The sequence below is a fragment of the Pseudomonas sp. CFBP 13711 genome (genome assembly GCF_014842265.1).
In the GTDB taxonomy this organism is placed as follows: domain Bacteria; phylum Pseudomonadota; class Gammaproteobacteria; order Pseudomonadales; family Pseudomonadaceae; genus Aquipseudomonas.
Genome location: NZ_JACYVI010000001.1, coordinates 663,724 through 690,247, shown reverse-complemented (window position 1 = coordinate 690,247; position 26,524 = coordinate 663,724). Strand labels below are relative to the sequence as shown.

Here is a 26,524-nt window from a genome sequence, read left to right as displayed (position 1 = left end):
CCGTATTTCCCGCTCAAACCCGATCTATCAGGCGCGCGCGTCTTACCGACAGTCGCCAATGCTTGGCCCAACTGCCGTGTACCTCTAGACTGGCGGCCTTTCATTGCCCCACAGCTGTTTGCGCGAGAACCATGGCCGCCATCGTTGAACCCTTCTGGATACGCAAAACCCTCGATCAACTCGATGCCGTCGAGTGGGAGTCGCTGTGTGACGGCTGCGGTTTGTGCTGCCTGCAAAAGCTCGAGGACGAGGACGACGGTAGCGTTTATTACACGCGCATCGCCTGCAAGCTGCTGGACCTGAAGACCTGCGCCTGCACTGACTACCCGAATCGCCGGGCCCAGGTCCCGGACTGCATTCAGCTGACGCCCGGAAAAGCCGACGAATTCAAATGGCTGCCGCCCACATGCGGCTATCGGCTGGTCAGCGAGGGCAAGGACCTGCCGCTCTGGCACCATCTGGTGTGCGGGGACCGGGAACAGGTGCACAAACAGCGTATTTCTCAGTCCGGGCGCATGCTCAGCGAAGGCAGCGTGCCTGAGGACGACTGGGAGGATTACCTGATTTTTCGTGCGGGCTAACGCAAAAAGCTCGTGAGGCTGTCGGTTCAGCCGTCACGAGCTTGCTTGCGATGCAGCGTCGATCAGACGCCTTTCGGACCTTTCAACGCGTCGACGCCGGTGTCGACAGCATCTTCTACAGCCACTTCAGCCTTGGTTTTCAGCTTGCTCAGTTCTGCGCCGGCTTCTTCGATGCGCGAACGGGCCACGTCCATCTCGCTGCGACTTTTGTCGATCAGCGCTTTGGCCGAGCAGTGGCCGGTGATGCCACGGGCCAGAACGGCGCCGCCGATTGCCAGTTGCACCAGACCAAAGATCCCGCCGCGGCGCAGGCCTTTGCCCATCATCAGGACACCACCTGCCAGCGAGCCGATGCGCTCCCAGCCTTGTACGTTCTGCTCCGGGTAATCGTGCAAAGGTCGTTCGATGCGTTCAATGATCGGGGTGTCGCTCATGATGCGTTCTCCGTGAAGGGTAGGGTCCTTAAAGCTGACTGTCACCAGCGCAAACTGTTCAATGCGTTTTATCAGCGCTCGAACGTCAGGTGCGATCGGTTTCCCGTCCGAACTGCGGGCCAGAGCGGGTGTTGATGCCTTTGGCCATGCGGTCGTAAAGCACGACGTTGACGGTCGCGGCGAGGTTCATGCAGCCCGTCGTGGGGATGTACACCACGTCTTCGCACCAATCGCGGATCTCTTTATCCAGCGAACCGTCTTCCGGCCCGAAGATATAGATCGCCCGATCAGGGTGGGTGTACTCCGGCAACGCACGTGCGCCCTCGACCAATTCCACGGCCACCGGCACGCAGCCCAGCGGGATGATCTTTCGCAGATCATCAATACCGATCAGCGGGATGTCCTGGTGGATCTTCTTGGTGTCGGTAACGAAATCACGGGCACGCTCGTAGCGCTTGCCGGTGTAGAACACCGACGCCACGCCATAGCAGCCTGCTGCGCGCATCACCGAACCGACGTTTTCCGGGGATTTGGGATTGAACAAGCCGATGCAGGCATAGCGTTTGTTGGCCACGGGGGAGGGTGCTCATCAGAGAAAGCGCGGGATTATAGGGGAAAGAGGCAGCAGGAAGCTGCAAGCCTCAAGCTTTAAGCTGCAAGAGGCGGTGAACGGTGGCCCGACAAACGCCGCTGTGCTTTTACTTGCCGCTTGCCGCTTAAAACTTGCAGCTCAACGCCTCAATCCTTCTTCATCAACCCGGCCAGCGCGGCGAACGGGTTGTGAGTCGCTTTGGCGGTTTTCGGGCTGCTGGTCGAGCTTTCCGAGAAGTATTGCTGGTCGGTGTAACGCGAGTGTTCGTTGTCGTGGCAGTACAGGCACAGCAGTTCCCAGTTGGAGCCGTCCTGAGGGTTGTTGTCGTGGTTGTGGTCGCGGTGGTGAACGGTCAACTCGCTGAGGCGTTTACCGGCAAATTCCCGGGCGCAGCGGCCGCAGACGTGCGGGTACATGCGCAGGGCTTTGTCGCGATAACCCATTTCGCGATCACGCTGGTTGTCGGCGAGGATGCGGTCCAGTTTGGAAGTGTTGGTTGGCGTGTTGGCCGAACTCATGGCGTCACCTGTTTCGTGTTCTGTTGGCGATGGAGAGCAATGTAGGCAAGTCTAGCGCTTTGCCCGTCGATCAGCCCTTGAGTTTTTCAGCGATCCAGATGGTATGCCGTGTGCCCTTGTTGCCGTGGGCGTAGACCTTGACCTCTTCAGCCTTGAAACCGGCCTTGCGCAGTTTGTCGCTGAAGGCCGCATCTGCGCTGGCGGACCATACGGCCAATACGCCTTTGGGCCGCAGCGCGCTGGCACATGCCGCAAGACCACCGGCCGAATACAGCCAGCTGTTGGATTTTTGCGTCAGGCCTTCAGGGCCGTTGTCGACGTCGAGCATGATCGCGTCAAAGCCCTGGGGTTCGGCTTTCAGCACTTGGGCGACGTCCTGCACCACCACCTTGGCGCGTGGGTCCTGCAACGGATTGCCCGATTTCTCACCCAATGCGCCGCAGTTCCACTCCACCACGCCGGGCACCAACTCGGCGACCACCACTTCGCCGTTCTTGCCCAGGTGCTTGAGTGCCGACGCCAGGGTGAAGCCCATGCCCAATCCGCCGATGAGTACCCGCGGGTTGAGGCGGGACGCGACCTTCTTGCAGGGGATTTCGGCCAGAGCGTCTTCGGAACCGTGCATGCGCGTGTTCATCAACTGGCCGCCGTCGCCACCCTGGATCTTGATGACAAAATCCTCGCCGTACTCGAACAGGCACAAGGCGCCGCCGTTATCGGGGATCGGAGTGGTGTCGAGCAGAACAAAACGTTTCATGGATAACTCGTCAAAAGGGTCGGGCCGCATACAGCGCAATTTGTCAGAGCGCGATGGGTTGCGCAGGAGTAGCCTGAGCGATAAGCGAAAGATTGGCAGGGGAGGCCAACGATGAAGTGCTCCATTCTACTGACGATTGTCATCACTGTGCTCGGCGTGTCGCAAGCGTCTGCCGAGAGCCTGCAACCTGTTCTGAATACGCCCGAGCCCATTGCGGCGTCCGCCGGTTCGCCCGGCACCGCAACGCCAACGCCGTACCCACAAGTGGCGCCGCCGGGCATTCCCCACGCAGGTGGACAGGGCAACCCGCCACTGCTGCCGAAGATTCCCCAACCAGGTCCGCCAAAGGACGATGAGCCATTGCCGGGCTTGCAGCCGTCGGTCAAGCCGAATCCCTGAAGGCCGTTCTGCTTAATCCTGCTGCGCCACCACCTGCCCATCCATCATGCGCAGCCGCTTCGACATCGCCACCGCGATCGCGCGGATGATCTTCGCCGCCACTTTCGGCGCTTCGTTGAGCATCTTGTCCAGCGAGTCCTTGCCCAGGTTCAACAGATCGCACGAAGACGCGGCAACGCACGTGGCCGAGCGGCGTTCGCCGTCCAGCACCGCCATTTCGCCAAACGCCCTGCCACTGCGCAGAGTGGCGGTCTCCACCGGATGACCGTCGCTGTTGAGCTTCTGCACCGACACCGTGCCCGAATGAATGATGCACATGAAGGTGCCCGCGTCGCCTTCGTTGAAGATCGCGTCACCTTTTTCAATGTTGCTGATGCTGAAGTATCCCGCAGCCGCGGCAAATTCCGCGGGCGTCAGGGCGATGAACAGACCGCAGTCCATCAGCATGTCGCGAATTTCCTTATTCAGTGACGAAGAGTTGAGCAATGTAGACATGGCGAGTTCTAGTTAAGTGGTTTGAAAGAGTGCTTGAAACGCTGGACCGCCTTCGAAGAGCCCCGGACTTTACAGCGTCCGGGGCTTCCCATGTGACACACCGCCTGCGCAGATTTCGTCAGGCCAGGTTCAGCACTTTCAGAATAAAGCCGTATTCGAGTGCTACGTCACGCAATCCCTGATAACGCCCGCTCATGCCGCCGTGGCCCGCGCCCAGTTCGGTCTTGAGCAACAGCAGGTTGTCGTCGGTTTTCAGATCACGCAGTTTCGCCACCCACTTGGCCGCTTCCCAATATTGCACGCGGCTGTCGTTGTAACCCGCGATCACCAGCATGGCCGGATACTGCTGCGCCGTGACGTTTTCATAAGGCGCGTAGGCCTTGATCCGCGCGTGAACATCGGGCTCTTGCGGGTTGCCCCATTCGTCGTACTCGGTGACGGTCAGCGGCAGATCGGGATCGAGCATGGTGTTGAGCACATCGACGAACGGCACTTCAGCAATGGCCGCCTTGAACAGCTCCGGACGCTGATTGACCACCGCGCCAATCAACAGGCCGCCAGCACTGCCACCGCTGATCACCAGTTGTTCGGCAGTGGTGATGTTCTCCGCGATCAAATGTTCGGCACAGGCGATGAAGTCGCTGAAGGTGTTCTGCTTGTGTTCCTGCTTGCCGTTGCGGTACCAGGCCTCGCCCAGCTCACCGCCGCCGCGCACATGGGCGATGGCGAAAGCGATGCCGCGGTCGAGTAGACTCAGCCGGGCATGGGAAAACCACGGGTCCAGGCTTTCGCCGTACGCGCCATAGCCGTACAGATACAGCGGAACGGTCTGACCGGCCAGCTCGCGTTTGACCACCAGGCTGATCGGCACTTGCGTACCGTCGGCGGCTGTCGCCCACAACCGCTGGCTGACGTAGGCATCGGCGTCGAACACACCCAGTACGGGCGTTTCCTTGAGTACGATTTGTTCCCCGGTGGCCAGCGACAATTGCCAGACCTGCGGCGGACGGTTCAGCGATTGATAGCGCAGGCGAATTTTGTCGCTCTCGAACTCAAGGGTGTCCTGCACATACAGGTTGTACGCCGCATCCGGCAGTTGCACGCGATACGCCGGCAGGCCTTGCGGGTGCACTTCGACGATTGGCAAGCCGCCTTCGCGCAGGCTCAAGGTCAGGCCTTTGGCGTTGAGGCTGAAGCCGTCGAGCATGACCCTCTCGCTGTGGGCAATCAGGTTCTGCCAGTCGCTCCGCTCAGGTGCGCCGTCGGGTTTTTCGGGTGCGTGGTACAGCGCAAAGTTGATGCCGTCCTGATTGCTGCGGATGACCCAGCTCCACTTGCCCTCAATCAGGCCGTGATCCACTGAGTATTCGTGCCCCTCGCTGCGCGGCGCCATGCACACGAACTTCTGCTGGGGTGTGTCGGCGTCCAGCACCCAGGCCTCGCTGGTGGTTTTGCTGTCCAGCCCCACAATTAACTGCCGCTCCGAGCTGCTGCGGTAGCAATGCAGGAAGAAGCGCCCGTCGGGCTCGGTGAACACCAGCTCGGCGGATGCTTCGCCCAGTTTATGGCGGTACAGCTTGTGCGGACGATGGGTATCGTCCAGCTCGCCGAAGAACAGCGTCTGGCTGTCGTTCGCCCACGTCATGCTGCCGTCAGAGTCTTCGAACGGCAGACTGCTGACCACGCCGCTGCTCAGCTCTTTGACGTACAGCTTATAAACCTCTTCGCCGCTGGTGTCGAGGCTGTAGGCCAAGCGTTGATGGTCGGGGCTGATGCTGAACGCGCCGAGGGAGAAGAAGCCACCGCCGGCCAGTTCGTTGGGGTCGAGCAGCAACTCTTCAGCGCTTTCGTCGAGGGTCTGGGAGTCATCGGCCGGACGCGGGCAGCGGTAGTGACGGGCGTATTCGTCGCCCTCGGTGGTGCGGGTGTAGTAAAGATACGGGCCCCAGGGGGAGGGCAGTGACAGGTCGGTTTCCAGGATGCGGCCCTTGATCTCCTGAAACAGGGTTTCGCGCAACGGCTGCAGGTCGGCGAGCTGCTTTTCCTGCCAGGCGTTCTCGGCCTTGAGGTAATCGAGCACTTCATCGGTGTCGCGGTTTTGCAACCAGGCGTACGGGTCGGCGCCGTCAGCCTTGCGGGCGACGGGGGCGTTGGAAGCGTGTGGGGCGGAAGGCATGCTGGGCTCTCTCACGTGGGCTCATCTGAACGGGATCGGTCGCGCTGCCCGGTGCTGGACACGCGGCAGACCGATAACTGAAGCCGGGGAAGCCGGGCTGGTGAAAAGTCGTTATCATAAGCGCCTCTTTACCTGCCTTACCACGGACGTCATGACCGACAACGACTATCTGATTGCCTGGGGCCTTTACGCGTTCGCCGCGTTGGGCTGTCTGTTGGTGTGGTTCAAGCTGACCGGCTGGATGTGGCGCTACCTGCGCGAACCCTTGCGCGTGATCGGCGCCGTGCTGTTGTTCTGCCCGACCATCGTCGATCCGGCCAAGGACCAATACGCCCCCGCGCTGGCGATCAGCGTGCTGGATCTGGCACTGAAGGTCGGCAACAACGTCTGGCGCGCCGTGCTCGACCTCTCCACCTACGGCGCCATCGCCCTGGGGCTCTACCTCATCTTCGCCTTGATCCGCTTGCCGTTCCTGCGCAAGAAAAAAGCCCGTCTGGCCCACGCCGAAGCCGCCGCTGCACAGGCCGCCGCCGAGCAAAAGGAACACGACGAGCCTTATGCCGATCAAGGGGCAGGGCGCTTCGCCAGCCAGTCGCCCGCTTCAACGCCAGCACCTGCACCGAGCGGCCGTTATCGCGTCGAACCCAAGCTGTGATCGTGACCGGCGTCTTCCCGGACGCGTGCGTCAACGCACCGAGGCCTGAGCATGTGTGAACTTCTGGGCATGAGTGCCAACGTACCGACGGACATCGTGTTCAGCTTCACCGGGCTGATGCAGCGCGGTGGTCGCACCGGTCCGCACCGCGACGGTTGGGGCATCGGTTTCTACGAAGGCCGCGGCCTGCGCCTGTTTCAGGACCCTGCTGCGAGCAGCGAGTCGGAAGTCGCGCAGCTGGTCCAGCGTTACCCGATCAAGAGCGAAGTGGTCATCGGCCACATTCGTCAGGCCAACGTCGGCAAGGTCTGCCTGTCCAACACCCACCCTTTCGTGCGTGAACTGTGGGGGCGCAACTGGTGTTTCGCCCACAACGGCCAGCTCGCGGATTTCAATCCCGGCGCTACGTTCTATCGGCCGGTGGGCGATACCGACAGCGAAGCGGCGTTCTGCGATCTGCTCAACCGGGTGCGCGAAGCGTTCCCCGAGCCGGTCGAGATCGAGCAACTGCTGCCGACCCTGGTCGAAGCCTGCAACGAATACCGCAGCAAAGGCGTGTTCAATGCGCTGCTCAGTGATGGCGACTGGCTGTTTTGCTACTGTTCGACCAAGCTGGTGCACATCACCCGCCGCGCCCCGTTCGGGCCGGCGCGTCTGAAAGACGTCGACGTCATCGTCGATTTCCAGGCGGAAACCACGCCCAACGATGTGGTGACGGTGATTGCCACCGAGCCGCTCACCGAAAACGAGACCTGGAACCGTTACGAGCCGGGTCACTGGAGTCTTTGGCGCCGCGGCGAATGCGTTGCCGAAGGCTCGGCCTGAAAGAGAGGGATCTATGCTGCGCAGCTATATACGACTGGTGTTGTTCACGGCAGGCCTGTTGATAGGCGTGCAGATTCCAGGCTTCATCAGCGATTACAGCAAGCGCGTCGAAGCGCACATGCTGGAAGCGCAGCAAAGCCTGCGCGGCTATAACGAGACCGCCCTGCGGTTCTTCAATGGCGACGTCCAGGCGCTGATCCAGCATTACCGCAGCAGCGACGACCCGGTGTTCCGCACCGACGCCGACAACATCAGCAACCTGCTCACCCGCAATCAGACACTCGACCGCGAATGGCTGGCCCTGCAAGGCCCGTGGTATGCCCGCGCCTGGCATGTGCTGACCGCTGCCGATACCAATATCCGCACTGAGACCTGGAATGGCTACACCTGGCAGGTGCTGCTGTCGCCGGAAGTCATCGGCTGGGGCCTGATGTGCGCGCTGCTGTTCTCGCTGGTCATTGAAAGTATTGTGGTGTTCATTGATTGGGTGTTTGTGGGTCGGCATCACGTGCGACCGGTGGGTCGCGACTGGCGCTGAGGCCCATTGCCGGCATTTGCTTGATTGGGCAGTGGTCTCGCTGACGCCTTCCCGGCTAAAGCCGGTCCCGCTAAAGACCGCGCGTGCCCATTGGGGCTTCCTGACACGCCGCGCACCCAGTGGGACCGGCTTCAGCCAGGAAGGGGCCGTCCCGGTCAGCAAAGATCCCCCGCACCGTTCACTTTTTCTTATCCTTCCCCCGCGCTTTAATTAGTTGGACGCTCGAGCCATCCGCGCCGAAGAATGCTCCCAACGCACAGCCCTGTGTTCCCGCGCTGCCAACCTGACAACCCCGCGCGTACACTCGAGCTTCTCCCCGTTTCGTTCGCACAGGAGTCACGCCATTGAGCCGCCTGTTATTGAATTGTGATATCGGCGAAAGCTACGGCGCCTGGACCATGGGTCTGGACGCCGAGGTCATGCCCTACATCGATTGCGCCAACATCGCCTGCGGCTTTCATGCCGGTGATCCGAGCGTCATGCGCAAAACCGTCGCGCTGGCCCTGGCCAACAATGTCACCATTGGCGCGCACCCGGCTTATCAGGATCTGGTGGGTTTCGGCCGTCGCTCGATGGCCTGTTCTGCGCAAGAGATTCAAGACCTGCTGCATTACCAGATCGGCGCACTCGACGGCGTTTGCCGAGCCCAGGGCGGTCACGTCAGCTACGTCAAACCCCACGGCGCGATGTACAACGACATGATGGCCAACCCGACGCAGTTGCGCGCGGTCATCGAAGCCATCGCCCGTTACAACCCGGAACTGCCGCTGATGCTGCTGGCCATGCGCGACAACTCGTCAGCGCAGGTCATTGCCGATGAATTCGGCGTCACGCTCTGGTTCGAGGCCTTCGCCGATCGCGCCTACGACAGCGTCGGGCGTCTGGTCTCCCGCAATCTGCCGGGAGCTGTGCATCACGATGCAGAGGTCATCATCGCCCAGGCCATGACCTTGTCCCGAGGCGAAGCGTTGATTGCCAGCGATGGCAGCGAGCTGCGACTCACGCCCCACACCCTGTGCGTGCACGGTGACAACGCCAGCTCCATCGACGCGGTCCAGCGCATTCGTCAGGCGTTGAACAGCGCTGATGCCGGACCGTCTGCCCTGTGAAGCTGCGCATCGAAGTCGTCGCCATCGATTGCCTGATGGTCCGCCTGTTCGACGCCATCGACGAGGCCAACATGCCGTGGATGCTCGCTGCGACGTTGCGTCTGCGTGAGGGTTTCGCTGCGCATTTAATTGATCTGGTGCCGTCCTACACCACGCTGATGGTGCATTACGATCTGTTGGCGCTGAGTCCGACACAGGCTCGGGCAATCATTACCGAGGCGCTGACCGACCTTGCACCCGACTCCACCCAAAGCGGTCGGCAGCATGTGTTGCCGGTCTGGTACGACTTAAGCGTCGGGCCCGAGTTAAGCCTGTTGTCCGGGCGCAGCGGTTTGTCGGTGGACGAGGTGATTCGCCGCCACAGCCAGCGCGAGTATCAAGTCTTCGCGCTGGGCTTCGCACCGGGGTTCGCGTTCATGGGGCTGGTGGAAGAAGTCCTCGCCGCGCCGCGCATCAAGACACCTCGCAAGCGCGTGGCGGCGGGAAGCGTCGGCATCGCCGAGCGGCAAACTGCGGCCTATCCGCTGGAGTCGCCCGGCGGCTGGAACATCCTCGGGCGCACCCCAGCCAAACTCTTTGATCGCGAAATCGACGGTTACAGCCTGATGCAGCCCGGCGATACCGTGCGGTTTGCCGCTGTTGATCACGCCGAGTTCATGCGTCTGAGCGGCGACGACACGCCGCTGGAGGGCCTGGCATGAGCGCGCTCACGGTAAAAAGCAGCACGCCGCTGTGCCTGTTGCAGGACACGGGACGTTTTGGCGTAAGACACCTCGGCGTTACCCAAGGCGGGGCGCTGGATTGGGTGTCGATGTCGTGGGCCAACACACTGTTGAATAACCCGCTGGACGCTGCCGTTGTCGAAGTGACCCTGGGCGGTCTGACGCTGCTGGCCGAATCCGACTGCTGCCTGGCGCTGGCCGGTGCGGATCTGAACGCCGTGCTCGACGAACGACCGATTGCGCCGTGGCGCAGCTTCTTCGTTCGCAAAGGTCAGCAACTACGTTTTACCCGGCCTATCACGGGTGCTCGCGCGTATCTCGCCGCGCCCGGCGGATTTGCGGCAGTCGATGTGCTCGGCAGCTGCGCCACCGTCACGCGCGAAGGGCTGGGCGGGCTCGAAGGAAGCGGTAAAGCGCTGGCTGAAGGCGATCAACTGACTTATTCAGGGGCGTCGTTTGAGCTGCACGCGCTTCCCGATCACCTCATCCCCGACTTTTCCGATCAGCGTCCGCTGGACGTGGTGCTGGGCGCGCAGATCGGCCAGTTCAGCGGCCTGAGTCTATTCGATGCGTTCAACAGCGACTGGACCCTCGACAGCCGTGCCGATCGCATGGGCATGCGCTTGCTCGGGCCGGAACTGGTTTACCAGGGCAAACCGATGATCTCCGAAGGCATTCCGCTGGGCGCGATTCAGGTCCCGCCGGATGGTCAGCCGATCGTCCTGCTCAACGACCGCCAGACCATCGGTGGTTATCCGAGGCTCGGCGCGCTGACGCCGCTGTCACTGGCCCGGCTGGCGCAGCAACTGCCGGGGAGTGTGGTGCGGATGAAAGCGGTGGTGCAGGAGGTAGCGCATCGGGAGCAGGTGGGGATTTTGCAATCGCTCGCGGGTTGTTTGGCGCTGTAGCTTATGTCCTACGTAGTTATCAGAAATTCTGGTCAGGATTAAGAGGTCATTATTTTCGAGCGAGGGTCGTTAAGCACTTCATGTGTTCTTGATATGAGGTGCAGATATGGACCTGACATTGGTCGTCAATCAAAATCACTCTTCCCCGCGGGGTGTTGAGACTACTAACGACACGATAAAACGGGAGGTGCTACTCGATTCCGGAACAGAGCAGACGCAGGCTGCAGTGCTCAAGGCCCCTGCACCGGACGTTGAATATCATGAAGTCAAGCTTGATGGAGCGCTGAGACCGTCTGGTGATGGCGGTGTTTTCTTTAGGTCCCTGAGTCCTTGGGAGTTTCGCGAACAGGTAAAGCTGGATGCTCGCAGCCGGGCAGCTGAATTGCTGGCGACGGACATGGAAGGCATGCGAGACGCTTTAAAAGCAAAGCTTGAGCATAACAACTCAGAGTTGGCAAGAAAGGCCTTCACCTTTTCCATTGATGAGGCAGGTTTAATTAAACCGGTTGGGTTAGGTTTTGAGCTGGCGCAGCAGGAAGAGAGCGTTCTGTACAGCTTGATGAATGAGGATAAAGCACTCAGTGGAGCGGCACGGGAATACATATTCATTTTGGCAGGAATCGTTCATCGAACGTTGGAAGGGTTGGACGCAAAGTATGCGAGGTTTTTTTCGCCAGCAGGCGGAAAACCCAGTAGCACAGCTTGATCCTACTGGGTTCGGCGGAAGTTATCGAACGGTGGTGGCTGAGCACATTTGCGTTAAGGGCGATGTTTCAAGACCGCCGATATCATTCCCTCTGACAGAGAAACTCCAGTATCCAGTGTTATAGGTGGCCCTCCATTTTAGTCCGCTGTTGAGGGCTTCGGTGAAGGGAGGGGTTGTGTTTCTACCGATGCAATCGTCGAATCTCATATTGCCAGAGATATAACCTGAGGGATCGGTGATGTATTCTTTGATCGTTAATTTGTGGGGTTGGTGCTCATCGGGGTTCAGGACGAGGTGGACCATTGCGCCCTCCACTGGGTGTCCTTTTGAGTCCGTTACCAAAGTTCTCCAGCTCAACGAGTGTCTAAAGAAATGGTCGTGAAAATAGGGTAGAAACCATTGGTAATCTCCAGAGAGTACAGTTCTTTTCCTGTCGATATAAGGCGCTGAGCCGAACTCCACCACATAACTGTCGCCAGTCTCCATAGTCATGCCAAGAGATCTGGAAATTCTCATTAGAACTTTCTGGTTGGGTGGCAGCTCCGAGGATATGAAGCTGTGCTTGGCCGGTACCTGAATCCAATCTTTATCAATTTTGTACTCGACGTTCCAATCCGGTCCCTCGGCTCTAGTGGGTAAGTTGTAAATCATAACCCTCTGCCCGCGAGCAGCTGTGAAGCTATAGTGCACTTTTTCATTCTCGTTATTGGTTCTGCCAAACACGCGCGTTAGTTTGTCGGGTAGCTCCATGATTTTAGGTTCGGCGGCTTTTAAAATTTCTACAGGTGGTTCGCCACTCATTGCTGTAATGAGATCGCTCATCTCAAGGTTGAGCGGCTTATTTTGTTCCGCACCAAAAAATCCCATTGCACCTGCTGGTCCGCTGCTGAAGCCGATGAATGTCAACATCACTGCCATGTGCAGGGCAGTTGTTTTGGATGTATTGTTCTTCATTGTCAATTCCATTTATTGTTTTCTAAATATCAAACAGCCGTAATCGCCGGAATGTTTTCCGTTTAGTACAGTGGCTAACTCGCTTTGTTAGGCTGCGATGATCAGTTAATTCTTAACTGATGAAATGACGTAATCAGCTACCTGCAGTCCATGTCAATGCCGAGGATGTAAAAACATATACGTTCTCATTCGGTGAGAGCGTATATGTGCGCGATGCGGCCTATGACTCGATGAAGGCCTTCAGCCTGATGTACCGCACAATCCGGTTTCACGACGACTGCGCCGCCGATCGCGGGACGAGCCACGCTCTTACGGTCTCAGCATCACTTCGCCAGATACCGCATCCCTTCCTCCAGCCCCCGCAGGGTCAGCGGGTACATCTGGTCTTCGATCAAGTCCCGCACGATGTTGGTGGAGGTGGTGTAGGCCCAGGCGTCTTTGGGGTACGGATTGATCCAGATGATCTTCTTGAATTTGGCCATGAAGCGCTGCATCCAGACATAGCCTGCTTCTTCGTTCCAGTGCTCGACGCTGCCGCCCGGTTGGGTGATTTCGTAGGGCGCCATGGCGGCGTCTCCGATGAAGATCACTTTGTAATCCGCGCCGTATTTATGCAGCAGGTCCTGAGTGGCGGTGCGCTCGGAGGTGCGGCGCTGGTTGTTCTTCCACACCGATTCGTAAACGAAGTTGTGGAAGTAGAAATACTCCATGTGCTTGAACTCGGTCTTGCAGGCCGAGAACAGTTCTTCGCAGATCTTCACATGGGCGTCCATCGAGCCGCCGATGTCGAACAGCAGCAACAGCTTGATGGTGTTGCGGCGTTCCGGGCGCATCTGGATGTTCAGCAGGCCGGCGTCGCGGGCGGTGTGGTCGATCGTGCCATCGATGTCCAGTTCGTCTGCCGCACCCTGGCGTGCGAATTTGCGCAGGCGCCGCAGGGCCACTTTAATATTGCGCGTGCCCAACTCAACCCCATCATCAAGGTTCTTGTACTCGCGCTGATCCCAGACCTTCGCGGCCTTGCCCTGACGCTGGCCGGCGTCGCCCACCCGAATTCCCTCGGGGTTGTAACCGCCCGAGCCGAACGGGCTGGTGCCGCCGGTGCCGATCCATTTATTGCCGCCGGCGTGGCGCTCCTTTTGCTCTTCCAGACGCTTCTTGAATTCTTCAATCAGCTTGTCCAGGCCGCCCAGGGACTGGATCTGCGCGCGCTCTTCAGCGGTCAGCGAGCGCTCGAATTCCTTGCGCAGCCAGTCTTCGGGGATCAACGCCTGCAGGTGATCGTCGAGCTTTTCCAGGCCATTGAAGTACGCGCCGAACGCCCGGTCGAACTTGTCGAAATGGCGCTCGTCCTTCACCAGAATCGTGCGCGACAGGTAATAGAACTCGTCCATGTCAGCGAACGTCACACGCTGCTTCAGCTCGTTGATGAGGTCGAGCAGTTCACGCAACGAAACCGGCACTTTGGCAGCGCGCATTTCGTTGAACAGGTTGAGCAACATAGTCGGCGTCCCGCGCTTGATCTAAATAAGCTTGACCAAAAAGGCTCAGCGATTGCCGCGACGGCTCATGAACGCCAGACGCTCTAACAGCTGCACGTCCTGCTCGTTCTTGACCAGCGCGCCGGCCAGCGGCGGGATGGCTTTGGTGGGGTCGCGCTCGCGCAGTACCGCTTCGCCGATGTTGTCGGCCATCAGTAATTTGAGCCAGTCCACCAGTTCGGAGGTCGAGGGTTTTTTCTTCAGGCCCGGGACTTTGCGCACATCGAAGAACACGTCCAGTGCTTCGCTGACCAGGTCCTTCTTGATGTTCGGGTAATGCACGTCGACGATCTTCTGCAGCGTGGCGCGATCGGGAAACGCGATGTAGTGAAAGAAGCAGCGGCGCAGAAACGCGTCCGGCAGCTCTTTTTCGTTGTTGGACGTAATGATGATGATCGGGCGCTTTTTGGCTTTGATCGTCTCGTCGATCTCGTAAACGTAGAACTCCATTTTGTCGAGTTCTTGCAGCAGGTCGTTGGGGAATTCGATGTCCGCCTTGTCGATCTCGTCGATCAACAGAATCACCCGCTCTTCGGATTCAAAGGCTTCCCAGAGCTTGCCCTTCTTCAGGTAATTACGAACGTCGTGGACTTTGTCGACGCCCAGTTGCGAGTCGCGCAGGCGGCTGACCGCGTCGTACTCGTAGAGGCCTTGGTGCGCCTTGGTGGTCGATTTGATGTGCCAGGTGATCAGCCGGGCGCCGAAGGATTCGGCCAGTTGCTCGGCGAGCATGGTCTTGCCGGTGCCGGGCTCGCCCTTGACCAGCAGCGGGCGCTCCAGGGTTATGGCGGCATTGACCGCAAGCTTCAGATCGTCGGTGGCGACGTAGGCGTGGGTGCCTTCGAATTTCATCGGGTAAATCCTCGAACAGCGCGAACAGGCCGTAGGCCTTAACCGCGCAAGATAGGGCGCAAAGAGTGCAGCGACTATACCGCGCACCCCGCGCCACTGTGAACGCAGACGCTTTATTCAGTATCTGAATGGGGCGTCACGACCTGACCGGCTAAAAATTGTAACGACCGTTGAGGTATCGCCAAAATAGCGATACCTTGCAGCGCATGTCTACTAAATACAGATTCAGGGACAAATACTGGATTCAACTGCGGGAAAAGGATCACCTGCCGCCTCACGTGCACCTCACCGGTGGCGGGCTGGATGTGTTGATCTGTCTGCAGTTGGTTGAACCCATGCTCGGCCACGCCCCGGCCGCCGTACTCAGGGAGGCGCTCGAATGGGTAAGGGCCCACCAAACAGAACTGCTGGAGGAATGGAAACGATGGCATCCATGAAACGTCCACGCCTCAAGACCGTAGAGGCGCTGGCTCACCAAAAATTGGCGCTGACATTTATCAACGACGTGAAATACGTTCTCGACCTGAGCAGCGACATCGCTGCATTTCCGGGGCTGCAACCGCTCAAGGATCCGAACGTGTTCAAGCAGGCGCAGATCGGCGACGACGGCTGGACCGTCGAGTGGTCCGAGCCCGACATCCAGATCGGCGCCGACACCCTTTACCTGGATGCCAAGGCCCAGGCCGCTACCGACGAGAACACGCGGATATTCATCGGCTGGCGTGCGCGCACCGGCTTGCCGCTGGCCATGGCGGCTGAAGCGCTGGGCGTCAGCACGCGCAGCATCACCCGCTACACCAACGGCAGCGAGGCGGCACCGCGCACCCTGGCGCTGGCGTGTCTGGGATGGGATGCGTTGCAGAGTCAGCCAGAGAACGGCGTGTTGCTGGCCGAGAAGCGTGCGGCCTATGGTGTTGGCACAGGAAGCGGTGTAGACGAGGCGAGCGGCGCCAACAAAGGCACCGGTGAAGATGACCAGTGAGCCAGGACGGCGTAGTGTCAACGATGATCCATCCGACACAACGCTCGCGATCTGGCTCCATTTACGTAGGAAATGGCCGGCTTACTTCGCCTCACTTTTGCCGCTGTCGTAGCGCGTGTTGAACGCCTTTATGAACGCATTGCGCAGGATCTGCAAAAACGCCTCGAACGCATTGATGTCCTGTTTGTGAACACTGCCGCTGAGTTCGACGCGGGTGGCAAACTGGTTTTTCCCTTGGTTCTTGAGCACTGTTTCGCTGCCGCCGACCACGGCTTCCCAGATCGATCGGAAGAAGCCTTTGTTCTGGTTCTCGACGTCCTGCTGCCAATCAAATACATCCACATTGCGCAGCAGCGGTTTGATGTAGCCACTGAGTTGGCCATTGGTGGCCTGGGCTTCGATGACCACATCGCCGTCGCCTGCGTTGAAGTCGAATTTGCCGTACGCAGAGGCGAAGTCGTTCAGGCGCTTGAGCTGAATGCCGGTCGCGCGCAGCTTGAAGTCAAAGTCCTCCAGGCTGAACGGGTCGAACGTCGCGGTGCTTTCCAGTGGCGCGTGGCCCAGCAGCATGGCCTTGCCCTCGAAACGGGCATCGCGCTTGCCGGCCTTGTCTTCGACGTTGGTCAGGTTATAGATGCTGGCGTTGATGTTGTCGGCATCGATTTTTACCTTCGGCGTCGAGTTGAAATTGCTGAACGTGATCTTGCCGTCCTGAATGCGCATCTCGTTGAGGGTGATCGGCAGCAGCTTGTCCAGCTGAGCGCGCCAGTCAGTGCCCGCACCGGTCTGGGACTGGCGCTTGTCCGGGCCACCGTCGACGAAGTTGAGTTCAGGACTGACAAATGCGACCTCGGCGACCACGGCATGGTCGTACCACAGCGAGTGCCAGCTGACAGCGAGGTCGATGACCGGCGCATTCAGCAGCGGGACGGGCACCTTGCCGTCGACCTTGACGATTTTCAGGCCATTGATGCGGTACGCCCCGCGCCACAGGGCCAGGTCCACATCGGTGACCTGACCGCGGTAGTCGCCCATGTCGGCGAGTTTTTCATTGAGGTAATTGCGCACCACGTAGGGCAGCGCGATGTGGACTGCGATCAGCAACACCACCAAGCCAACAATTGTCCATAACGGCCAGCTGTAACGACGTTTCATGTCTCCACCCTCCAGTGACGTAGTTTTGTTGACTGCTGGCGATGTGATCGGTTCGCTTCGACTGGACGTTGCACCGGCTCAAGGCATAGGCTTTGAGCTTTTCCAAACCTGCACAAGGACCCGGTCATGAGCCGTATTTACGCAGATAACGCCCATTCCATCGGCAACACGCCACTGGTGCAGATCAACCGAATCGCGCCGCGCGGGGTCACTATCCTGGCCAAGATCGAGGGGCGTAATCCGGGGTACTCCGTCAAGTGCCGGATCGGCGCGAACATGATCTGGGACGCCGAAAGCAGCGGCAAACTCAAGCCTGGCATGACCATCGTCGAACCCACTTCTGGCAACACCGGCATCGGCCTGGCCTTTGTTGCCGCAGCCCGTGGCTACAAGCTGACACTGACCATGCCGGCCTCCATGAGTATAGAGCGGCGCAAAGTGCTCAAGGCCCTGGGCGCCGAACTGGTGCTGACCGAGCCGGCGCTGGGCATGAAAGGCTCCATCGCCAAGGCCGAGGAGTTGCTTGCCAGTGACTTCGCCACGTACTTCATGCCGGCGCAGTTCGAGAACCCGGCCAACCCGGCCATTCACGAGAAAACCACCGGCCCGGAAATCTGGAACGACACCGACGGCGCTATCGACGTGCTGGTTGCGGGCGTCGGCACCGGCGGCACGATCACCGGGGTCTCGCGCTACATCAAGCACGCCATGGGCAAGCCGATTATCTCGGTGGCTGTCGAACCCATGGGCTCGCCGATCATCACCCAGGCGATGGCCGGTGAAGAGATCAAACCCAGCCCCCACAAGATTCAGGGCATTGGCGCGGGTTTCATCCCGAAAAACCTCGACCTCTCGATTGTCGACCGCGTCGAACTGGTGAGTGACGAAGAAGCCAAGGCCATGGCCCTGCGCCTGATGCAGGAGGAGGGGATTCTCTGCGGTATTTCCTGTGGTGCCGCCATGCACGCAGCGGTGCGGATGGCCGAGAAGCCGGAAATGCAGGGCAAGACGATCGTGGTGGTGCTGCCGGATTCGGGCGAGCGCTACCTGTCGAGCATGCTCTTCAGCGACCTGTTTACTGAACGCGAGCTGACCCAATAGTCGTGTTGGCGGCTGCTTCGGCTTTTTACCCGGCGGACTAAGGCTTATGATGGCCGCCATTCGAAACCCGCCGGAAGATTGTCCCAGGTCATCCGGCGGCGGTTTCAGCAGCGTAAGCTTCGGGCCGCGCGGTTCGGCCCTGTTCCAAGGAGAGTTTCATGACCCTTTCTTTTGCTGTCAAAGCGGCGATTCTGCTGCTGTTTGTCGGCAGCACGCTGTACGTGCATCTGCGCGGCAAGGCGCGTTTGCCGGTATTGCGCCAGTTCGTGAATCACTCCGCACTGTTCGCCCCGTATAACGCCTTGATGTACCTCTTCTCCAGCGTGCCGTCCAAGCCTTATCTGGACCGCAGCAAGTTTCCCGAGCTCGATGTGCTGCGCGACAACTGGGAAACCATCCGCGATGAAGCCATGCACCTGTTCGACGAAGGCTATATCCGTGCCGCCGCGAAGGACAACGACGCGGGTTTCGGGTCGTTCTTCAAGAAAGGCTGGAAGCGTTTTTACCTGAAGTGGTACGACAAACCGCTGCCGTCCGCCGAGGCGCTGTGCCCCAAGACGGTCGAACTGGTCAGCCGCATTCCCAACGTCAAAGGCGCGATGTTCGCCCTGTTGCCCGGTGGCAGTCACTTGAACCCGCACCGCGATCCGTTTGCCGGCTCCTTGCGTTATCACTTGGGCCTGTCGACGCCGAACTCCGACGATTGCCGCATCTTTGTCGACGGTCAGGTCTACGCCTGGCGCGACGGTGACGACGTGATGTTCGATGAAACCTACGTGCACTGGGTCAAGAACGAAACCGACGTCACCCGCGTGATTCTGTTCTGCGACATCGAGCGGCCGCTGAGCAATCGTTTCATGACCGCGGTCAACCGCCGCGTCAGCGCGTTTCTCGGTCGCGCCACCGCGCCGCAGAACACCGATGATGAGCGCGTTGGCGGGATCAATCAGGCCTATGCGTTCAGCAAGCGCTTCAGTAACAGCTTCAGTGGCAAGGTCAAGCAGTTCAAACGCGCCAACCCCAAGGCCTATCGCATCCTGCGTCCGGTGCTGGCAGTGATCGTGCTGACGCTGCTGGGCTACTGGCTGTTCGGCTAAAAACCCGGCTTTATCAAGCGCCGTTGCACCCTGTGCAGCGGCGCTTTTTTTATGCCTCGCGCGAGGGCATAACCGGCAAATAGCACGTCTATTCAATCCTCTCCGGGGCCAGTCGGCGGACCCTGCGTTCTGCCCTTTTTGCCCGGAGACGATGTTCATGCGCGCCAGATTCCTGATGCTTTCCGCCACGCTGTTCGGCCTGGCCGGTCCGATGGCGGCCGCGGTTGCACCGACCGTTGCCTTTGCCCAGTCCGCCGCCGTGGCCGTTGCGCCTCAATACGACACCACCCACGTCTACGTCGCGCCTGCGGATGTGGATCGCTTCGTTCAGAGCTTCACCGCGACGTTCGGCGGCCAGAGCACGCCACAGGTGGTGGTCAATGTCTTGCCTGTACCGAGCAGCACGACGTCCCAGTTGATTCAAACGCCGGTCGGCACGGTGTCGCTGTTCGGTTTCAAGACCCCGATCCCGCGTCCATTTGGCGATGAGCGCAACGGCTATCTGGTCAAGGACATGGACCTGGCGATCAAAGAAGCGCGTCAGGCCGGCGCCGACGTCATCGTTTCGGACTTCCCGGACCCCATCGGTCGCGACGCCGTCGTGCAGTGGCCGGGTGGCGTGAACATGCAGCTTTACTGGCACACCAAAGTGCCGAGTTACGCACCGTTCCAGACCATTCCCGAGAATCGCGTCTACGTGTCCAACGACCGGGCTGCCGCGTTCGTAAAAGCGTTTATCGCGTTCTCCCACGGCAAAGTTGTCAGCGACGAGAAGAAAGCGCCGGGCATCGAGATCGGTCGCGCCGATGCCACTTTCCACCGCATTCGCATCGAGTCGCCGTTCGGCAAAATGGTCGTGCTGGCCACCGACGGCCATCTGCCGTATCCGTTCGGCCACGACAACACCGGCTATGAAGTCGCCAACCTGCAGGACACATTGAGCAAAGCGAAGGCGGCGGGGGTGAACGTGATCGTCGAGCCCTTTACCAGCGCAGGACGTACGGCGGCAGTTGTAGAGTTTCCGGGTGGCTACGTCGCTGAAATTCATCAGACCGCTGCGGCCGGTTGACCGATGGCGAGTGCTCGATTCACTTCAGGTTTGAGTGGTCTGTGCCTGGCAATCGCGCTGCCCATGGCCAGCAGCCCGGCCCGTGCTGACGAGGCTGAAACCAGGCCGGCGATCAAGACCAATCGCTGGCAGGAGGATTGGGCGGTGCTGGCCAATCCAACCCTCCAGACGGCGCCGCTGGACAGTCTCAAGTACATCCCGCTGTCTTCGGACAATCCGCAAACGTACCTGTCGTTGGGCAGCACCCTGCGTGAGCGCTTCGAGATGAACGACGCCAGCGCGTTCGGTACGCGAAATGTCGCCCGGGACCGGTATCTGCTGCAGCGCTTTCAGGTGCACGCCGATCTGCACTTCAATGAAAACTGGCGCGTGTTTACCCAGCTGGAAGACGTGCGCGCCTACGACAAAACCACCATTGGCGGCGCTGACCAGAATCGCACCGACCTGCGCCTGGCGTTTCTGGAGTACACCAAAAAGCTGGGAGACAACACCTTCAAGGCGCGTGTGGGACGGCAGGATTTCGCCTTCGACTTGCAGCGCTTTATTTCCTCCCGCGACGGACCGAACGTGCGCCAATCGTTCGATGCCTTGTGGGCGGACTGGGAGACCGGGCTGTGGCGCTTCATCGCGATTGCCAGCCGACCGGTGCAATACCAGGACGAGCGCCACTTCGACGATCGCTCGAACCACGAATTTCGCTTTCACATGCTGCGCGCCGAGCGGCTGGTGGGCGGCAGTAACGAGCTGTCGGCCTACGTCGGGCTGTATGAACGCGACGACGCCAGTTACCTTGATGCCAGCGGCGCTGAGCACCGGAATATCTTTGACGCACGGCTCGGCGGCGCGGCCGATGGCTACGACTGGGACCTGGAGGCGATGGGGCAGACCGGTTCGGTCGGCGCCAAAAGCATTCGCGCGTGGGCGGCGGGCAGTCGCGTGGGTTACACCTTCGCCGACGTCAGCTTGACTCCGCGTCTGGGCCTGCAACTGGACGCTGCGTCGGGCGACCGAAACAACGGCGATGGCACGCTGGGCACGTTCAATCCGCTGTTCCCCAATGGCTACTATTTTTCGCTGGGGGGCTACACCGGCTATGCCAACATCCTGCACGTCAAACCGTCGATTACCATCAGGCCGATCGCCAAGCTGAGCATTCAGACGGCCCTCGGCCTGCAATGGCGGGAGACCACCGAAGACGCTGTCTACGTTCAACCGAACATCGCGGTGGCCGGAACCGCGGGGCAGGGCAGTCGCTGGACCGGCGCCTACGGGCAGGTGCGCACGGACTATGCGTTCACCCCTAATCTGAGCGGCGCGGTCGAGGCGGTGCACTATGACGTCGGGCAGTCAGTGCGCGATGTCGGCGGGCACGACAGCAATTACCTCGGCGTCGAGCTCAAGCTGTCCTGGTAGCGCTGCATCAGGGCAATTCACGACGTCGCGTTATGGCATTGCACGAGGCACCGCTGGCTGGTTATAGTCGGCGTCGTTGCCGTAACACTTGGCAACACCGAGTCACTCCTTTCAGAAGATGAGCACGATGCCTGCATCCCGCACCCGGTTCGCTTTATCCGCCACGGCTCGCGCTGTTGCGGAACCGTGCAGCTGCATGCAAATCGCCTTCATCACTCGCTACCCGCCACCCCCATCTGTGAACAGTCCTGTCGTGTGCGTCGTTGCACCGCCAGGCGTCGTTGTGCTCGGCTGACCGACTGCGTCAACGCTGTCGACCGAAGCCTGCAAACGCCCGCAAAACATCCGTGAATCCGGTTCGTGCCGGGTCCGATTTTGTCTGAATCACAGGTGACTCATGTTCGCTAATAAAGCCTTGGCCTCGATGGCCACGACGACGCTTTTCGTCCTGCTCTGGAGCAGCGGCGCGATCGTTTCCAAGTGGGGCCTGACCCACGCTTCACCGTTTGCATTTCTACTGTTCCGTTTTCTGCTGGCGCTTGTGGCGCTGGCGATCCTGATCCCGGCCTTGGGTTACAAGCTTCCCGCCACCCGCGCGTCGATGGGCTTTGCGTTGATGACAGGGGCGGTGCTGCTGGGGGCTTATCAGATCTGCTACCTGCTGGCGCTGGACATGAAAGTCGCGCCCGGCGTCATGGCCACGATCATGGGCGTGCAACCGATACTCACGGCCGTGCTGGTTGAACGCAGCCGCTCGGCGTCACGCATGTTCGGCCTGAGTCTGGGGCTGGCCGGCCTGGTGCTGGTGGTCTGGCAAGGCATCGGCGACGGCGGATCACTGGCCGGCATGGCGTTCGGCGTACTGGGCATGTTGAGCATGACCGGCGGCTCGATCATGCAGAAACGCATCACCGACAACCCCCTCGGCACGTTGCCGGTGCAATACCTCGCGGGGACATTGGTGTGTGCCGTGTTCGTGCCATTTCAGCCCTTTCATTTCGAACACAGCATCGGCTTCTTCGTGCCGGTGCTGTACATGGGGCTGGTGGTGTCGGTGCTGGCGACGTTTCTGCTTTATCGGCTTATCGCCCAAGGCAATCTGGTCAACGTTACCAGCCTGTTTTACCTGGTGCCCGGCGTCACCGCGATCATGGACTACCTGATCTACGGCAACCGCCTCGCGCTGATGAGCATGCTGGGGATGGTGCTGATTGTGGTGGGGTTGGTGTTTGTGTTCAGGAAGGTTGAATAGAACCGTCCACCCCCGCCGCGAATTCGTCGAGCACTGCGGAAGAAAACTGTAGGAGTGAGCTTGCTCGCGATCTGGCGCGCAGCGGCAGCAAACCGGTGCGTGCCGTGTGTCAGGCATTACCGGGGTGTCGGGTTTCACGACTGCTTCGCAGCCGATCGCGAGCAAGCTCACTCCTACAGTGGATCATCGTTCCCATCGTGACGATACCGGCCAGCCTCAACCCAACCGCACATGCCGGCTCAACAACGCCCGCAGCGCTGCGGGCTTCACCGGTTTGGCCAGATACTCAAGGCCGGCGGCGTGTACCTGGGCGATCAGCTCCGGGCGGCCGTCGGCGCTGATGACCACACCGGGGACAGGCTCACCCAGTTGCGTGCGCAGCCAGGCCATCAGTTCGGTGCCGATCTCACCGTGGTCCAGGTGGTAATCCACCAACGCCAGGTGCGGGCGAATGCCGTCGTTGAGCAGGGCCTGGCATTCCTCGCGATTGCGCGCCGTCCAGACCTGACACCCCCAGCGGCTGAGCAGGCTGTTCATGCCAATCAGGATGCTGTCTTCGTTGTCGACGCAGAGGATTTGCGTACCGTTGAGCGCAGCACGCGAAGGTTCGCTCGGCGCAACGGCCGGTATCGGCGATGCAGGCGCCAGCGGCACCGTGACGCTGAACACGCTGCCCTGGCCCGGCCATGAACGCACTTCCAACGAATGACCGAGCACGCGACACAGACCGTCGGCAATCGCCAGCCCCAAACCCAAGCCCTTTTCGGCGCGGGTCTGATGGCTGTCCAGCCGCTTGAACTCCTCGAAAATCACCTGCCGCTTGTCATCGGGAATACCCGGCCCACGGTCCCAGACTTCCAGGCTCAGCTGCCCGCTTCTGCGCCGCACCCCCAGCAAAATAGGCCCCTTGGCGTAACGAAACGCATTGGTCAGGAAGTTCTGCAGCACCCGCCGCAGCAGCTTGGCATCGCTGGCCACGCGCAACGTGCTGCCGCGCACGCGGAAGTCCAGACCCTGCTCCTGAGCGAGGGCCTTGAATTCAGCGCCGAGGGTTTCAAACAGATTGTTCAGTGCGAACGGCGTGATGGTCGGCGTGAACTTGCCGTTCTCCAGCCGCGAAATATCCAGCAGGTCGCTGATCAAGTCTTCGGCCGAACGCAGCGAGCTGTCCAGATGCTGGATCAGCTGTTTCGCCTCCGCGGGCACGTTGTCGTCGTTGTGCAGCAGGGCGGCGGAGAACAAACGCGCCGCGTTCATGGGCTGCATCAGGTCATGGCTGACGGCGGCGAGAAAGCGCGTTTTCGACTGATTGGCGGCTTCCGCATGGGCCTTGGCTTCGCTCAGCGCCGTGTTCAGCTGCGACAGCTCCCGCGTCCGTTCAGCCACGCGTTGTTCGAGGCTTTCGTTGGCGCCCTTGAGCGCATGCTCGGCCTCGCGGAACGCGGTGATGTCAGTGAAGCTCATGACGAAGCCGCCGCCGGGCATCGGGTTGCCGATCAGCTCGATCACCTGCCCATTGGGAAACAACCGCTCGGACGTATGCGCGCGGCCCTGACGCATCCAGTGCAGGCGCCGGGCGACATGCACTTCGGCCTCGCCGGGGCCGAGCAAACCGCGCTCGGCGTTGTAACGGATGATGTCGGCGATGGGCCGCCCCACGCTAATCAGGCCTTCCGGGTAATTGAACAGCTCCAGATAGCGTGCGTTCCAGGCCACCAGGCGCAGGGATTGATCCACCACGCTGATGCCCTGAGTGATGTTCTCGATGGCGCCTTGCAGCAGCGCGCGATTGAACTGAAGCACCTCGGAGGCTTCGTCGGCGATGCGCACCACGTCTTCGAGCTGCATGTCGCGGCCTTCAATCGCCGCCTTGACCACCGCCCGCGTCGACGACGTGCCCAGCACCCCTGCCAGCAAGCGTTCGGTGTGGGCGATCCATTCGCCGTTGGCGTTCTGGTTGGGGTTGAAACCTTTACCCTGCCGGTAGGCGAAGCGGATGAAGCTCTGTTGCGCCCGCTCTTCGCCGACGAAACGCGCCGAGAGCTTGAGCAGGTCTTCGATCTGCACCGCCAGCAGCGAGCGATTGTTGGGCCGAGCCTGCAATTCCTGGCCGATGAAACGGCCCGCCTGCCAGTGTTCGGACACCCGCGTTCGCGACAGCAGCGAGACCCACACAAACAACGCCAGGTTGCCCAGCATCGACAGCACCACGCCCTGGGTCAGCGGGCTGATCGGCAGATTGAACGGGTTGCTGTGCAGCCACGCCAGCAGCGGAAAACTGCTCAGCGACCAGCCCATGCTGTGGGCAATGATCGGCAGCACCAGGGTGTAAAACCAGATGAACACCCCGGCGGCAAGCCCGGCGAACACCCCGCGACGATTGGCCGGCTTCCAGTACAGCGCGCCGATCATCGCCGGCATCAACTGCGTGATGGCGGCGAAGGCGATCTGGCCGATGGTCGCCAGACTGGCAGTCGAGCCCAGCAGCCGGTAGCTGACGTAGGCGAGCAACAGAATGACCACGATGCTGACCCGGCGCACCGAGAGCATCCAGTGGCGGAACACCTCAAACGGGCGCTCGGCGGTTTTGCGCCGCAGCAGCCACGGCAGCAGCATGTCGTTGGAAACCATGGTCGACAGTGCAACGCTGGCGACGATGACCATCCCGGTGGCCGCCGAAGCCCCGCCGATGAACGCCAGCATCGCCAGTGCCGGGTGCGCGTGGGCCAATGGCACGCTGATCACGAACGAGTCCGGCAGCACCGAGGCGGGTAGCAGCATCTGCCCCGCCAGCGCAATCGGCACCACGAACACCGCGGCCAGCAGCAAATACGCCGGGAACACCCACTTGGCCAGGCGCAGGTCCTGGGGTTCGATGTTCTCCACCACGGTGACGTGAAACTGCCGGGGCAGGCAGATGATCGCCATCATGGCGACGCCGGTCTGCACCACCATCGATGGCCAGTTGACCGTTTCTTTCCAGTACTCCTCCAGACGCGGTGCGAGCATGGCCTGGTTGAACAGGTCATCCACCCCGTCGTACAGGCCGAAGGTCACGAACGCGCCGACGGCCATGAAGGCGAACAGCTTGACCAGCGACTCGAAGGCAATCGCCAGGACCATGCCGCGGTGGTGCTCGGTGGCGTCGAGGTTGCGGGTGCCGAAGACGATGGTGAAAAGCGCCAGCACCAGTGACACGATCAGCGCAGTGTCCTGGGCGCGAGTCCCCGTGGCGTCGGCGCCGGCACCGATCAGAATGTTCACCCCCAGCACGATGCCTTTGAGTTGCAGCGCGATGTAGGGCAACACGCCGATCAGGCAGATCAGCGCGACGACGACGGCGAGGGTTTGCGACTTGCCGTAGCGGGCGGCGATGAAGTCGGCGATTGAAGTGATGTTTTCCTGTTTGCTGATCAGCACCATTTTCTGCAGCACCCAGGGCGCCAGCAGCATCAGCAGAATCGGCCCGAGGTAGATCGGCAGAAACGACCACAATTGCTCGGCGGCCTGGCCGACCGAGCCGAAAAACGTCCAGCTGGTGCAGTAAACCGCCAGCGACAGGCTGTACACCCAGGCGCGCAGGCGCGGCGGCAGTGGGGTGCTGCGACGGTCACCGTAGAAGGCGATGGCGAACATGATGGCCATATAGGCCAGGGCGACGGCAGCGATCAGCCCGCTGGACAGCGACATGGG

Annotated in this window: 27 protein-coding genes; 16 read left to right on the top strand and 11 right to left on the bottom strand. The window is 60.5% G+C overall.

Translation table 11 applies throughout. The features are described from left to right. Positions 1–131: 131 nt before the first annotated feature. The gene (locus IFT47_RS03080; RefSeq protein WP_192170907.1) at positions 132–581 is read left to right on the top strand and encodes a YcgN family cysteine cluster protein; all 450 of its coding nucleotides are present in this window, start codon (positions 132–134) and stop codon (positions 579–581) included. 62 nt (positions 582–643) lie between these two features. Here IFT47_RS03080 and IFT47_RS03075 read toward each other — a convergent pair whose 3' ends face one another. The 4 genes from IFT47_RS03075 to IFT47_RS03060 all read right to left on the bottom strand — a co-directional run bounded on the left by IFT47_RS03075 (position 644) and on the right by IFT47_RS03060 (position 2,882). Then, positions 644–1,015: a YgaP family membrane protein gene (locus tag IFT47_RS03075; RefSeq protein ID WP_108122086.1), complete on the bottom strand. Its 372-nt coding sequence runs from the start codon at positions 1,013–1,015 to the stop codon at positions 644–646. Positions 1,016–1,100: 85 nt separating this feature from the next. Next, complete coding sequence (locus IFT47_RS03070) at positions 1,101–1,589, bottom strand: RNA methyltransferase (RefSeq protein WP_065986778.1); 489 nt, start codon at positions 1,587–1,589, stop codon at positions 1,101–1,103. A gap of 164 nt (positions 1,590–1,753) precedes the next feature. Then, positions 1,754–2,125, bottom strand: a complete 372-nt coding sequence (locus IFT47_RS03065; protein WP_074890657.1) for a YajD family HNH nuclease — start codon at positions 2,123–2,125, stop codon at positions 1,754–1,756. 70 nt (positions 2,126–2,195) lie between these two features. Continuing rightward, positions 2,196–2,882 (bottom strand): spermidine synthase, encoded by a 687-nt coding sequence (locus IFT47_RS03060; RefSeq protein ID WP_192170908.1) that lies wholly within the window; start codon positions 2,880–2,882, stop codon positions 2,196–2,198. 111 nt (positions 2,883–2,993) lie between these two features. Between IFT47_RS03060 and IFT47_RS03055 the strand changes: the two genes are divergently transcribed. Then, positions 2,994–3,281 carry a hypothetical protein gene (locus IFT47_RS03055; RefSeq protein WP_192170909.1) on the top strand — a complete coding sequence of 96 codons (288 nt, stop codon included), beginning with the start codon at positions 2,994–2,996 and terminating at the stop codon, positions 3,279–3,281. Positions 3,282–3,293: 12 nt separating this feature from the next. On the opposite strand, the gene IFT47_RS03050 is transcribed toward IFT47_RS03055, so the two are convergent. Both IFT47_RS03050 and IFT47_RS03045 read right to left on the bottom strand, forming a co-directional pair. Then, the gene (locus IFT47_RS03050) at positions 3,294–3,776 is read right to left on the bottom strand and encodes a Crp/Fnr family transcriptional regulator (RefSeq protein WP_407073207.1); all 483 of its coding nucleotides are present in this window, start codon (positions 3,774–3,776) and stop codon (positions 3,294–3,296) included. A gap of 118 nt (positions 3,777–3,894) precedes the next feature. Then, complete coding sequence (locus IFT47_RS03045) at positions 3,895–5,952, bottom strand: S9 family peptidase (RefSeq protein WP_192170910.1); 2,058 nt, start codon at positions 5,950–5,952, stop codon at positions 3,895–3,897. Between the two features lie 151 nt (positions 5,953–6,103). Here IFT47_RS03045 and IFT47_RS03040 point away from each other — a divergent pair, with 151 nt between their 5' ends. The 7 genes from IFT47_RS03040 to IFT47_RS03010 all read left to right on the top strand — a co-directional run bounded on the left by IFT47_RS03040 (position 6,104) and on the right by IFT47_RS03010 (position 11,415). Then, positions 6,104–6,607, top strand: coding sequence for an MFS transporter (locus tag IFT47_RS03040; RefSeq protein WP_244655828.1), 504 nt, complete (start codon positions 6,104–6,106; stop codon positions 6,605–6,607). 51 nt (positions 6,608–6,658) lie between these two features. Continuing rightward, positions 6,659–7,432, top strand: coding sequence for a class II glutamine amidotransferase (locus tag IFT47_RS03035; RefSeq protein ID WP_192170911.1), 774 nt, complete (start codon positions 6,659–6,661; stop codon positions 7,430–7,432). Positions 7,433–7,445: 13 nt separating this feature from the next. Then, positions 7,446–7,970, top strand: a complete 525-nt coding sequence (locus tag IFT47_RS03030; RefSeq protein WP_192170912.1) for a DUF2937 family protein — start codon at positions 7,446–7,448, stop codon at positions 7,968–7,970. Positions 7,971–8,314: 344 nt separating this feature from the next. Beyond that, complete coding sequence (locus IFT47_RS03025) at positions 8,315–9,079, top strand: 5-oxoprolinase subunit PxpA (protein ID WP_192170913.1); 765 nt, start codon at positions 8,315–8,317, stop codon at positions 9,077–9,079. After that, on the top strand, positions 9,076–9,780 hold the full coding sequence (locus IFT47_RS03020) for a carboxyltransferase domain-containing protein (RefSeq protein ID WP_192170914.1): 705 nt from the start codon (positions 9,076–9,078) through the stop codon (positions 9,778–9,780). The genes IFT47_RS03025 and IFT47_RS03020 overlap by 4 nt, the downstream gene beginning before the upstream one ends. Next, the gene (locus IFT47_RS03015; RefSeq protein ID WP_192170915.1) at positions 9,777–10,709 is read left to right on the top strand and encodes a 5-oxoprolinase subunit C family protein; all 933 of its coding nucleotides are present in this window, start codon (positions 9,777–9,779) and stop codon (positions 10,707–10,709) included. The genes IFT47_RS03020 and IFT47_RS03015 overlap by 4 nt, the downstream gene beginning before the upstream one ends. A 106-nt stretch (positions 10,710–10,815) precedes the next feature. Then, positions 10,816–11,415, top strand: a complete 600-nt coding sequence (locus tag IFT47_RS03010) for a hypothetical protein (protein ID WP_192170916.1) — start codon at positions 10,816–10,818, stop codon at positions 11,413–11,415. Between the two features lie 21 nt (positions 11,416–11,436). On the opposite strand, the gene IFT47_RS03005 is transcribed toward IFT47_RS03010, so the two are convergent. From IFT47_RS03005 to IFT47_RS02995, 3 genes are all read right to left on the bottom strand, one after another. Next, positions 11,437–12,369, bottom strand: coding sequence for a hypothetical protein (locus IFT47_RS03005; RefSeq protein WP_192170917.1), 933 nt, complete (start codon positions 12,367–12,369; stop codon positions 11,437–11,439). 323 nt (positions 12,370–12,692) lie between these two features. Then, on the bottom strand, positions 12,693–13,871 hold the full coding sequence (locus IFT47_RS03000) for a vWA domain-containing protein (protein WP_192170918.1): 1,179 nt from the start codon (positions 13,869–13,871) through the stop codon (positions 12,693–12,695). Positions 13,872–13,916: 45 nt separating this feature from the next. Then, positions 13,917–14,762 carry an AAA family ATPase gene (locus tag IFT47_RS02995; protein WP_192170919.1) on the bottom strand — a complete coding sequence of 282 codons (846 nt, stop codon included), beginning with the start codon at positions 14,760–14,762 and terminating at the stop codon, positions 13,917–13,919. A 206-nt stretch (positions 14,763–14,968) separates the two neighbouring features. Here IFT47_RS02995 and IFT47_RS02990 point away from each other — a divergent pair, with 206 nt between their 5' ends. Together IFT47_RS02990 and IFT47_RS02985 are read left to right on the top strand one after the other, a co-directional pair. Beyond that, a complete protein-coding gene (locus IFT47_RS02990; RefSeq protein WP_192170920.1) occupies positions 14,969–15,199 on the top strand; it encodes a DUF4160 domain-containing protein in 231 nt (76 codons plus the stop codon). Next, positions 15,196–15,744 (top strand): DUF2442 domain-containing protein, encoded by a 549-nt coding sequence (locus IFT47_RS02985; protein ID WP_192170921.1) that lies wholly within the window; start codon positions 15,196–15,198, stop codon positions 15,742–15,744. The genes IFT47_RS02990 and IFT47_RS02985 overlap by 4 nt, the downstream gene beginning before the upstream one ends. A gap of 81 nt (positions 15,745–15,825) precedes the next feature. Here IFT47_RS02985 and IFT47_RS02980 read toward each other — a convergent pair whose 3' ends face one another. Beyond that, the gene (locus tag IFT47_RS02980; protein ID WP_192170922.1) at positions 15,826–16,899 is read right to left on the bottom strand and encodes a DUF748 domain-containing protein; all 1,074 of its coding nucleotides are present in this window, start codon (positions 16,897–16,899) and stop codon (positions 15,826–15,828) included. A 126-nt stretch (positions 16,900–17,025) separates the two neighbouring features. On the opposite strand from IFT47_RS02980, the gene cysK reads away from it, so the two are divergent. The 5 genes from cysK to IFT47_RS02955 all read left to right on the top strand — a co-directional run bounded on the left by cysK (position 17,026) and on the right by IFT47_RS02955 (position 22,831). Next, complete coding sequence (gene cysK / locus IFT47_RS02975; RefSeq protein ID WP_192170923.1) at positions 17,026–18,000, top strand: cysteine synthase A; 975 nt, start codon at positions 17,026–17,028, stop codon at positions 17,998–18,000. A gap of 158 nt (positions 18,001–18,158) precedes the next feature. Then, positions 18,159–19,097: an aspartyl/asparaginyl beta-hydroxylase domain-containing protein gene (locus IFT47_RS02970; protein WP_133773082.1), complete on the top strand. Its 939-nt coding sequence runs from the start codon at positions 18,159–18,161 to the stop codon at positions 19,095–19,097. A 157-nt stretch (positions 19,098–19,254) separates the two neighbouring features. Beyond that, positions 19,255–20,166, top strand: coding sequence for a glyoxalase (locus IFT47_RS02965; protein ID WP_407073208.1), 912 nt, complete (start codon positions 19,255–19,257; stop codon positions 20,164–20,166). 63 nt (positions 20,167–20,229) lie between these two features. Continuing rightward, a complete protein-coding gene (locus IFT47_RS02960; protein ID WP_192171056.1) occupies positions 20,230–21,579 on the top strand; it encodes an alginate export family protein in 1,350 nt (449 codons plus the stop codon). A 397-nt stretch (positions 21,580–21,976) separates the two neighbouring features. After that, complete coding sequence (locus IFT47_RS02955; RefSeq protein ID WP_192170925.1) at positions 21,977–22,831, top strand: DMT family transporter; 855 nt, start codon at positions 21,977–21,979, stop codon at positions 22,829–22,831. A 216-nt stretch (positions 22,832–23,047) separates the two neighbouring features. Here the strand turns inward: IFT47_RS02955 and IFT47_RS02950 are convergent, their stop codons facing one another. Beyond that, on the bottom strand, positions 23,048–26,521 hold the full coding sequence (locus IFT47_RS02950; RefSeq protein WP_192170926.1) for a hybrid sensor histidine kinase/response regulator: 3,474 nt from the start codon (positions 26,519–26,521) through the stop codon (positions 23,048–23,050). Positions 26,522–26,524 lie beyond the last annotated feature (3 nt).

Bases quoted from the DNA above. Each gene is read 5' to 3' on its own strand.
- IFT47_RS03080 (WP_192170907.1), top strand. From the start codon at position 132: ATGGCCGCCATCGTTGAACCCTTCTGGATACGCAAAACCCTCGATCAA.
- IFT47_RS03075 (WP_108122086.1), bottom strand. From the start codon at position 1,015: ATGAGCGACACCCCGATCATTGAACGCATCGAACGACCTTTGCACGAT.
- IFT47_RS03065 (WP_074890657.1), bottom strand. From the start codon at position 2,125: ATGAGTTCGGCCAACACGCCAACCAACACTTCCAAACTGGACCGCATC.
- IFT47_RS03060 (WP_192170908.1), bottom strand. From the start codon at position 2,882: ATGAAACGTTTTGTTCTGCTCGACACCACTCCGATCCCCGATAACGGC.
- IFT47_RS03055 (WP_192170909.1), top strand. From the start codon at position 2,994: ATGAAGTGCTCCATTCTACTGACGATTGTCATCACTGTGCTCGGCGTG.
- IFT47_RS03050 (WP_407073207.1), bottom strand. From the start codon at position 3,776: ATGTCTACATTGCTCAACTCTTCGTCACTGAATAAGGAAATTCGCGAC.
- IFT47_RS03045 (WP_192170910.1), bottom strand. From the start codon at position 5,952: ATGCCTTCCGCCCCACACGCTTCCAACGCCCCCGTCGCCCGCAAGGCT.
- IFT47_RS03040 (WP_244655828.1), top strand. From the start codon at position 6,104: ATGACCGACAACGACTATCTGATTGCCTGGGGCCTTTACGCGTTCGCC.
- IFT47_RS03035 (WP_192170911.1), top strand. From the start codon at position 6,659: ATGTGTGAACTTCTGGGCATGAGTGCCAACGTACCGACGGACATCGTG.
- IFT47_RS03030 (WP_192170912.1), top strand. From the start codon at position 7,446: ATGCTGCGCAGCTATATACGACTGGTGTTGTTCACGGCAGGCCTGTTG.
- IFT47_RS03015 (WP_192170915.1), top strand. From the start codon at position 9,777: ATGAGCGCGCTCACGGTAAAAAGCAGCACGCCGCTGTGCCTGTTGCAG.
- IFT47_RS03010 (WP_192170916.1), top strand. From the start codon at position 10,816: ATGGACCTGACATTGGTCGTCAATCAAAATCACTCTTCCCCGCGGGGT.
- IFT47_RS03005 (WP_192170917.1), bottom strand. From the start codon at position 12,369: ATGAAGAACAATACATCCAAAACAACTGCCCTGCACATGGCAGTGATG.
- IFT47_RS03000 (WP_192170918.1), bottom strand. From the start codon at position 13,871: ATGTTGCTCAACCTGTTCAACGAAATGCGCGCTGCCAAAGTGCCGGTT.
- IFT47_RS02995 (WP_192170919.1), bottom strand. From the start codon at position 14,762: ATGAAATTCGAAGGCACCCACGCCTACGTCGCCACCGACGATCTGAAG.
- IFT47_RS02990 (WP_192170920.1), top strand. From the start codon at position 14,969: ATGTCTACTAAATACAGATTCAGGGACAAATACTGGATTCAACTGCGG.
- IFT47_RS02985 (WP_192170921.1), top strand. From the start codon at position 15,196: ATGAAACGTCCACGCCTCAAGACCGTAGAGGCGCTGGCTCACCAAAAA.
- IFT47_RS02980 (WP_192170922.1), bottom strand. From the start codon at position 16,899: ATGAAACGTCGTTACAGCTGGCCGTTATGGACAATTGTTGGCTTGGTG.
- cysK (WP_192170923.1), top strand. From the start codon at position 17,026: ATGAGCCGTATTTACGCAGATAACGCCCATTCCATCGGCAACACGCCA.
- IFT47_RS02970 (WP_133773082.1), top strand. From the start codon at position 18,159: ATGACCCTTTCTTTTGCTGTCAAAGCGGCGATTCTGCTGCTGTTTGTC.
- IFT47_RS02965 (WP_407073208.1), top strand. From the start codon at position 19,255: ATGCGCGCCAGATTCCTGATGCTTTCCGCCACGCTGTTCGGCCTGGCC.
- IFT47_RS02960 (WP_192171056.1), top strand. From the start codon at position 20,230: ATGGCCAGCAGCCCGGCCCGTGCTGACGAGGCTGAAACCAGGCCGGCG.
- IFT47_RS02955 (WP_192170925.1), top strand. From the start codon at position 21,977: ATGTTCGCTAATAAAGCCTTGGCCTCGATGGCCACGACGACGCTTTTC.
- IFT47_RS02950 (WP_192170926.1), bottom strand. From the start codon at position 26,521: ATGTCGCTGTCCAGCGGGCTGATCGCTGCCGTCGCCCTGGCCTATATG.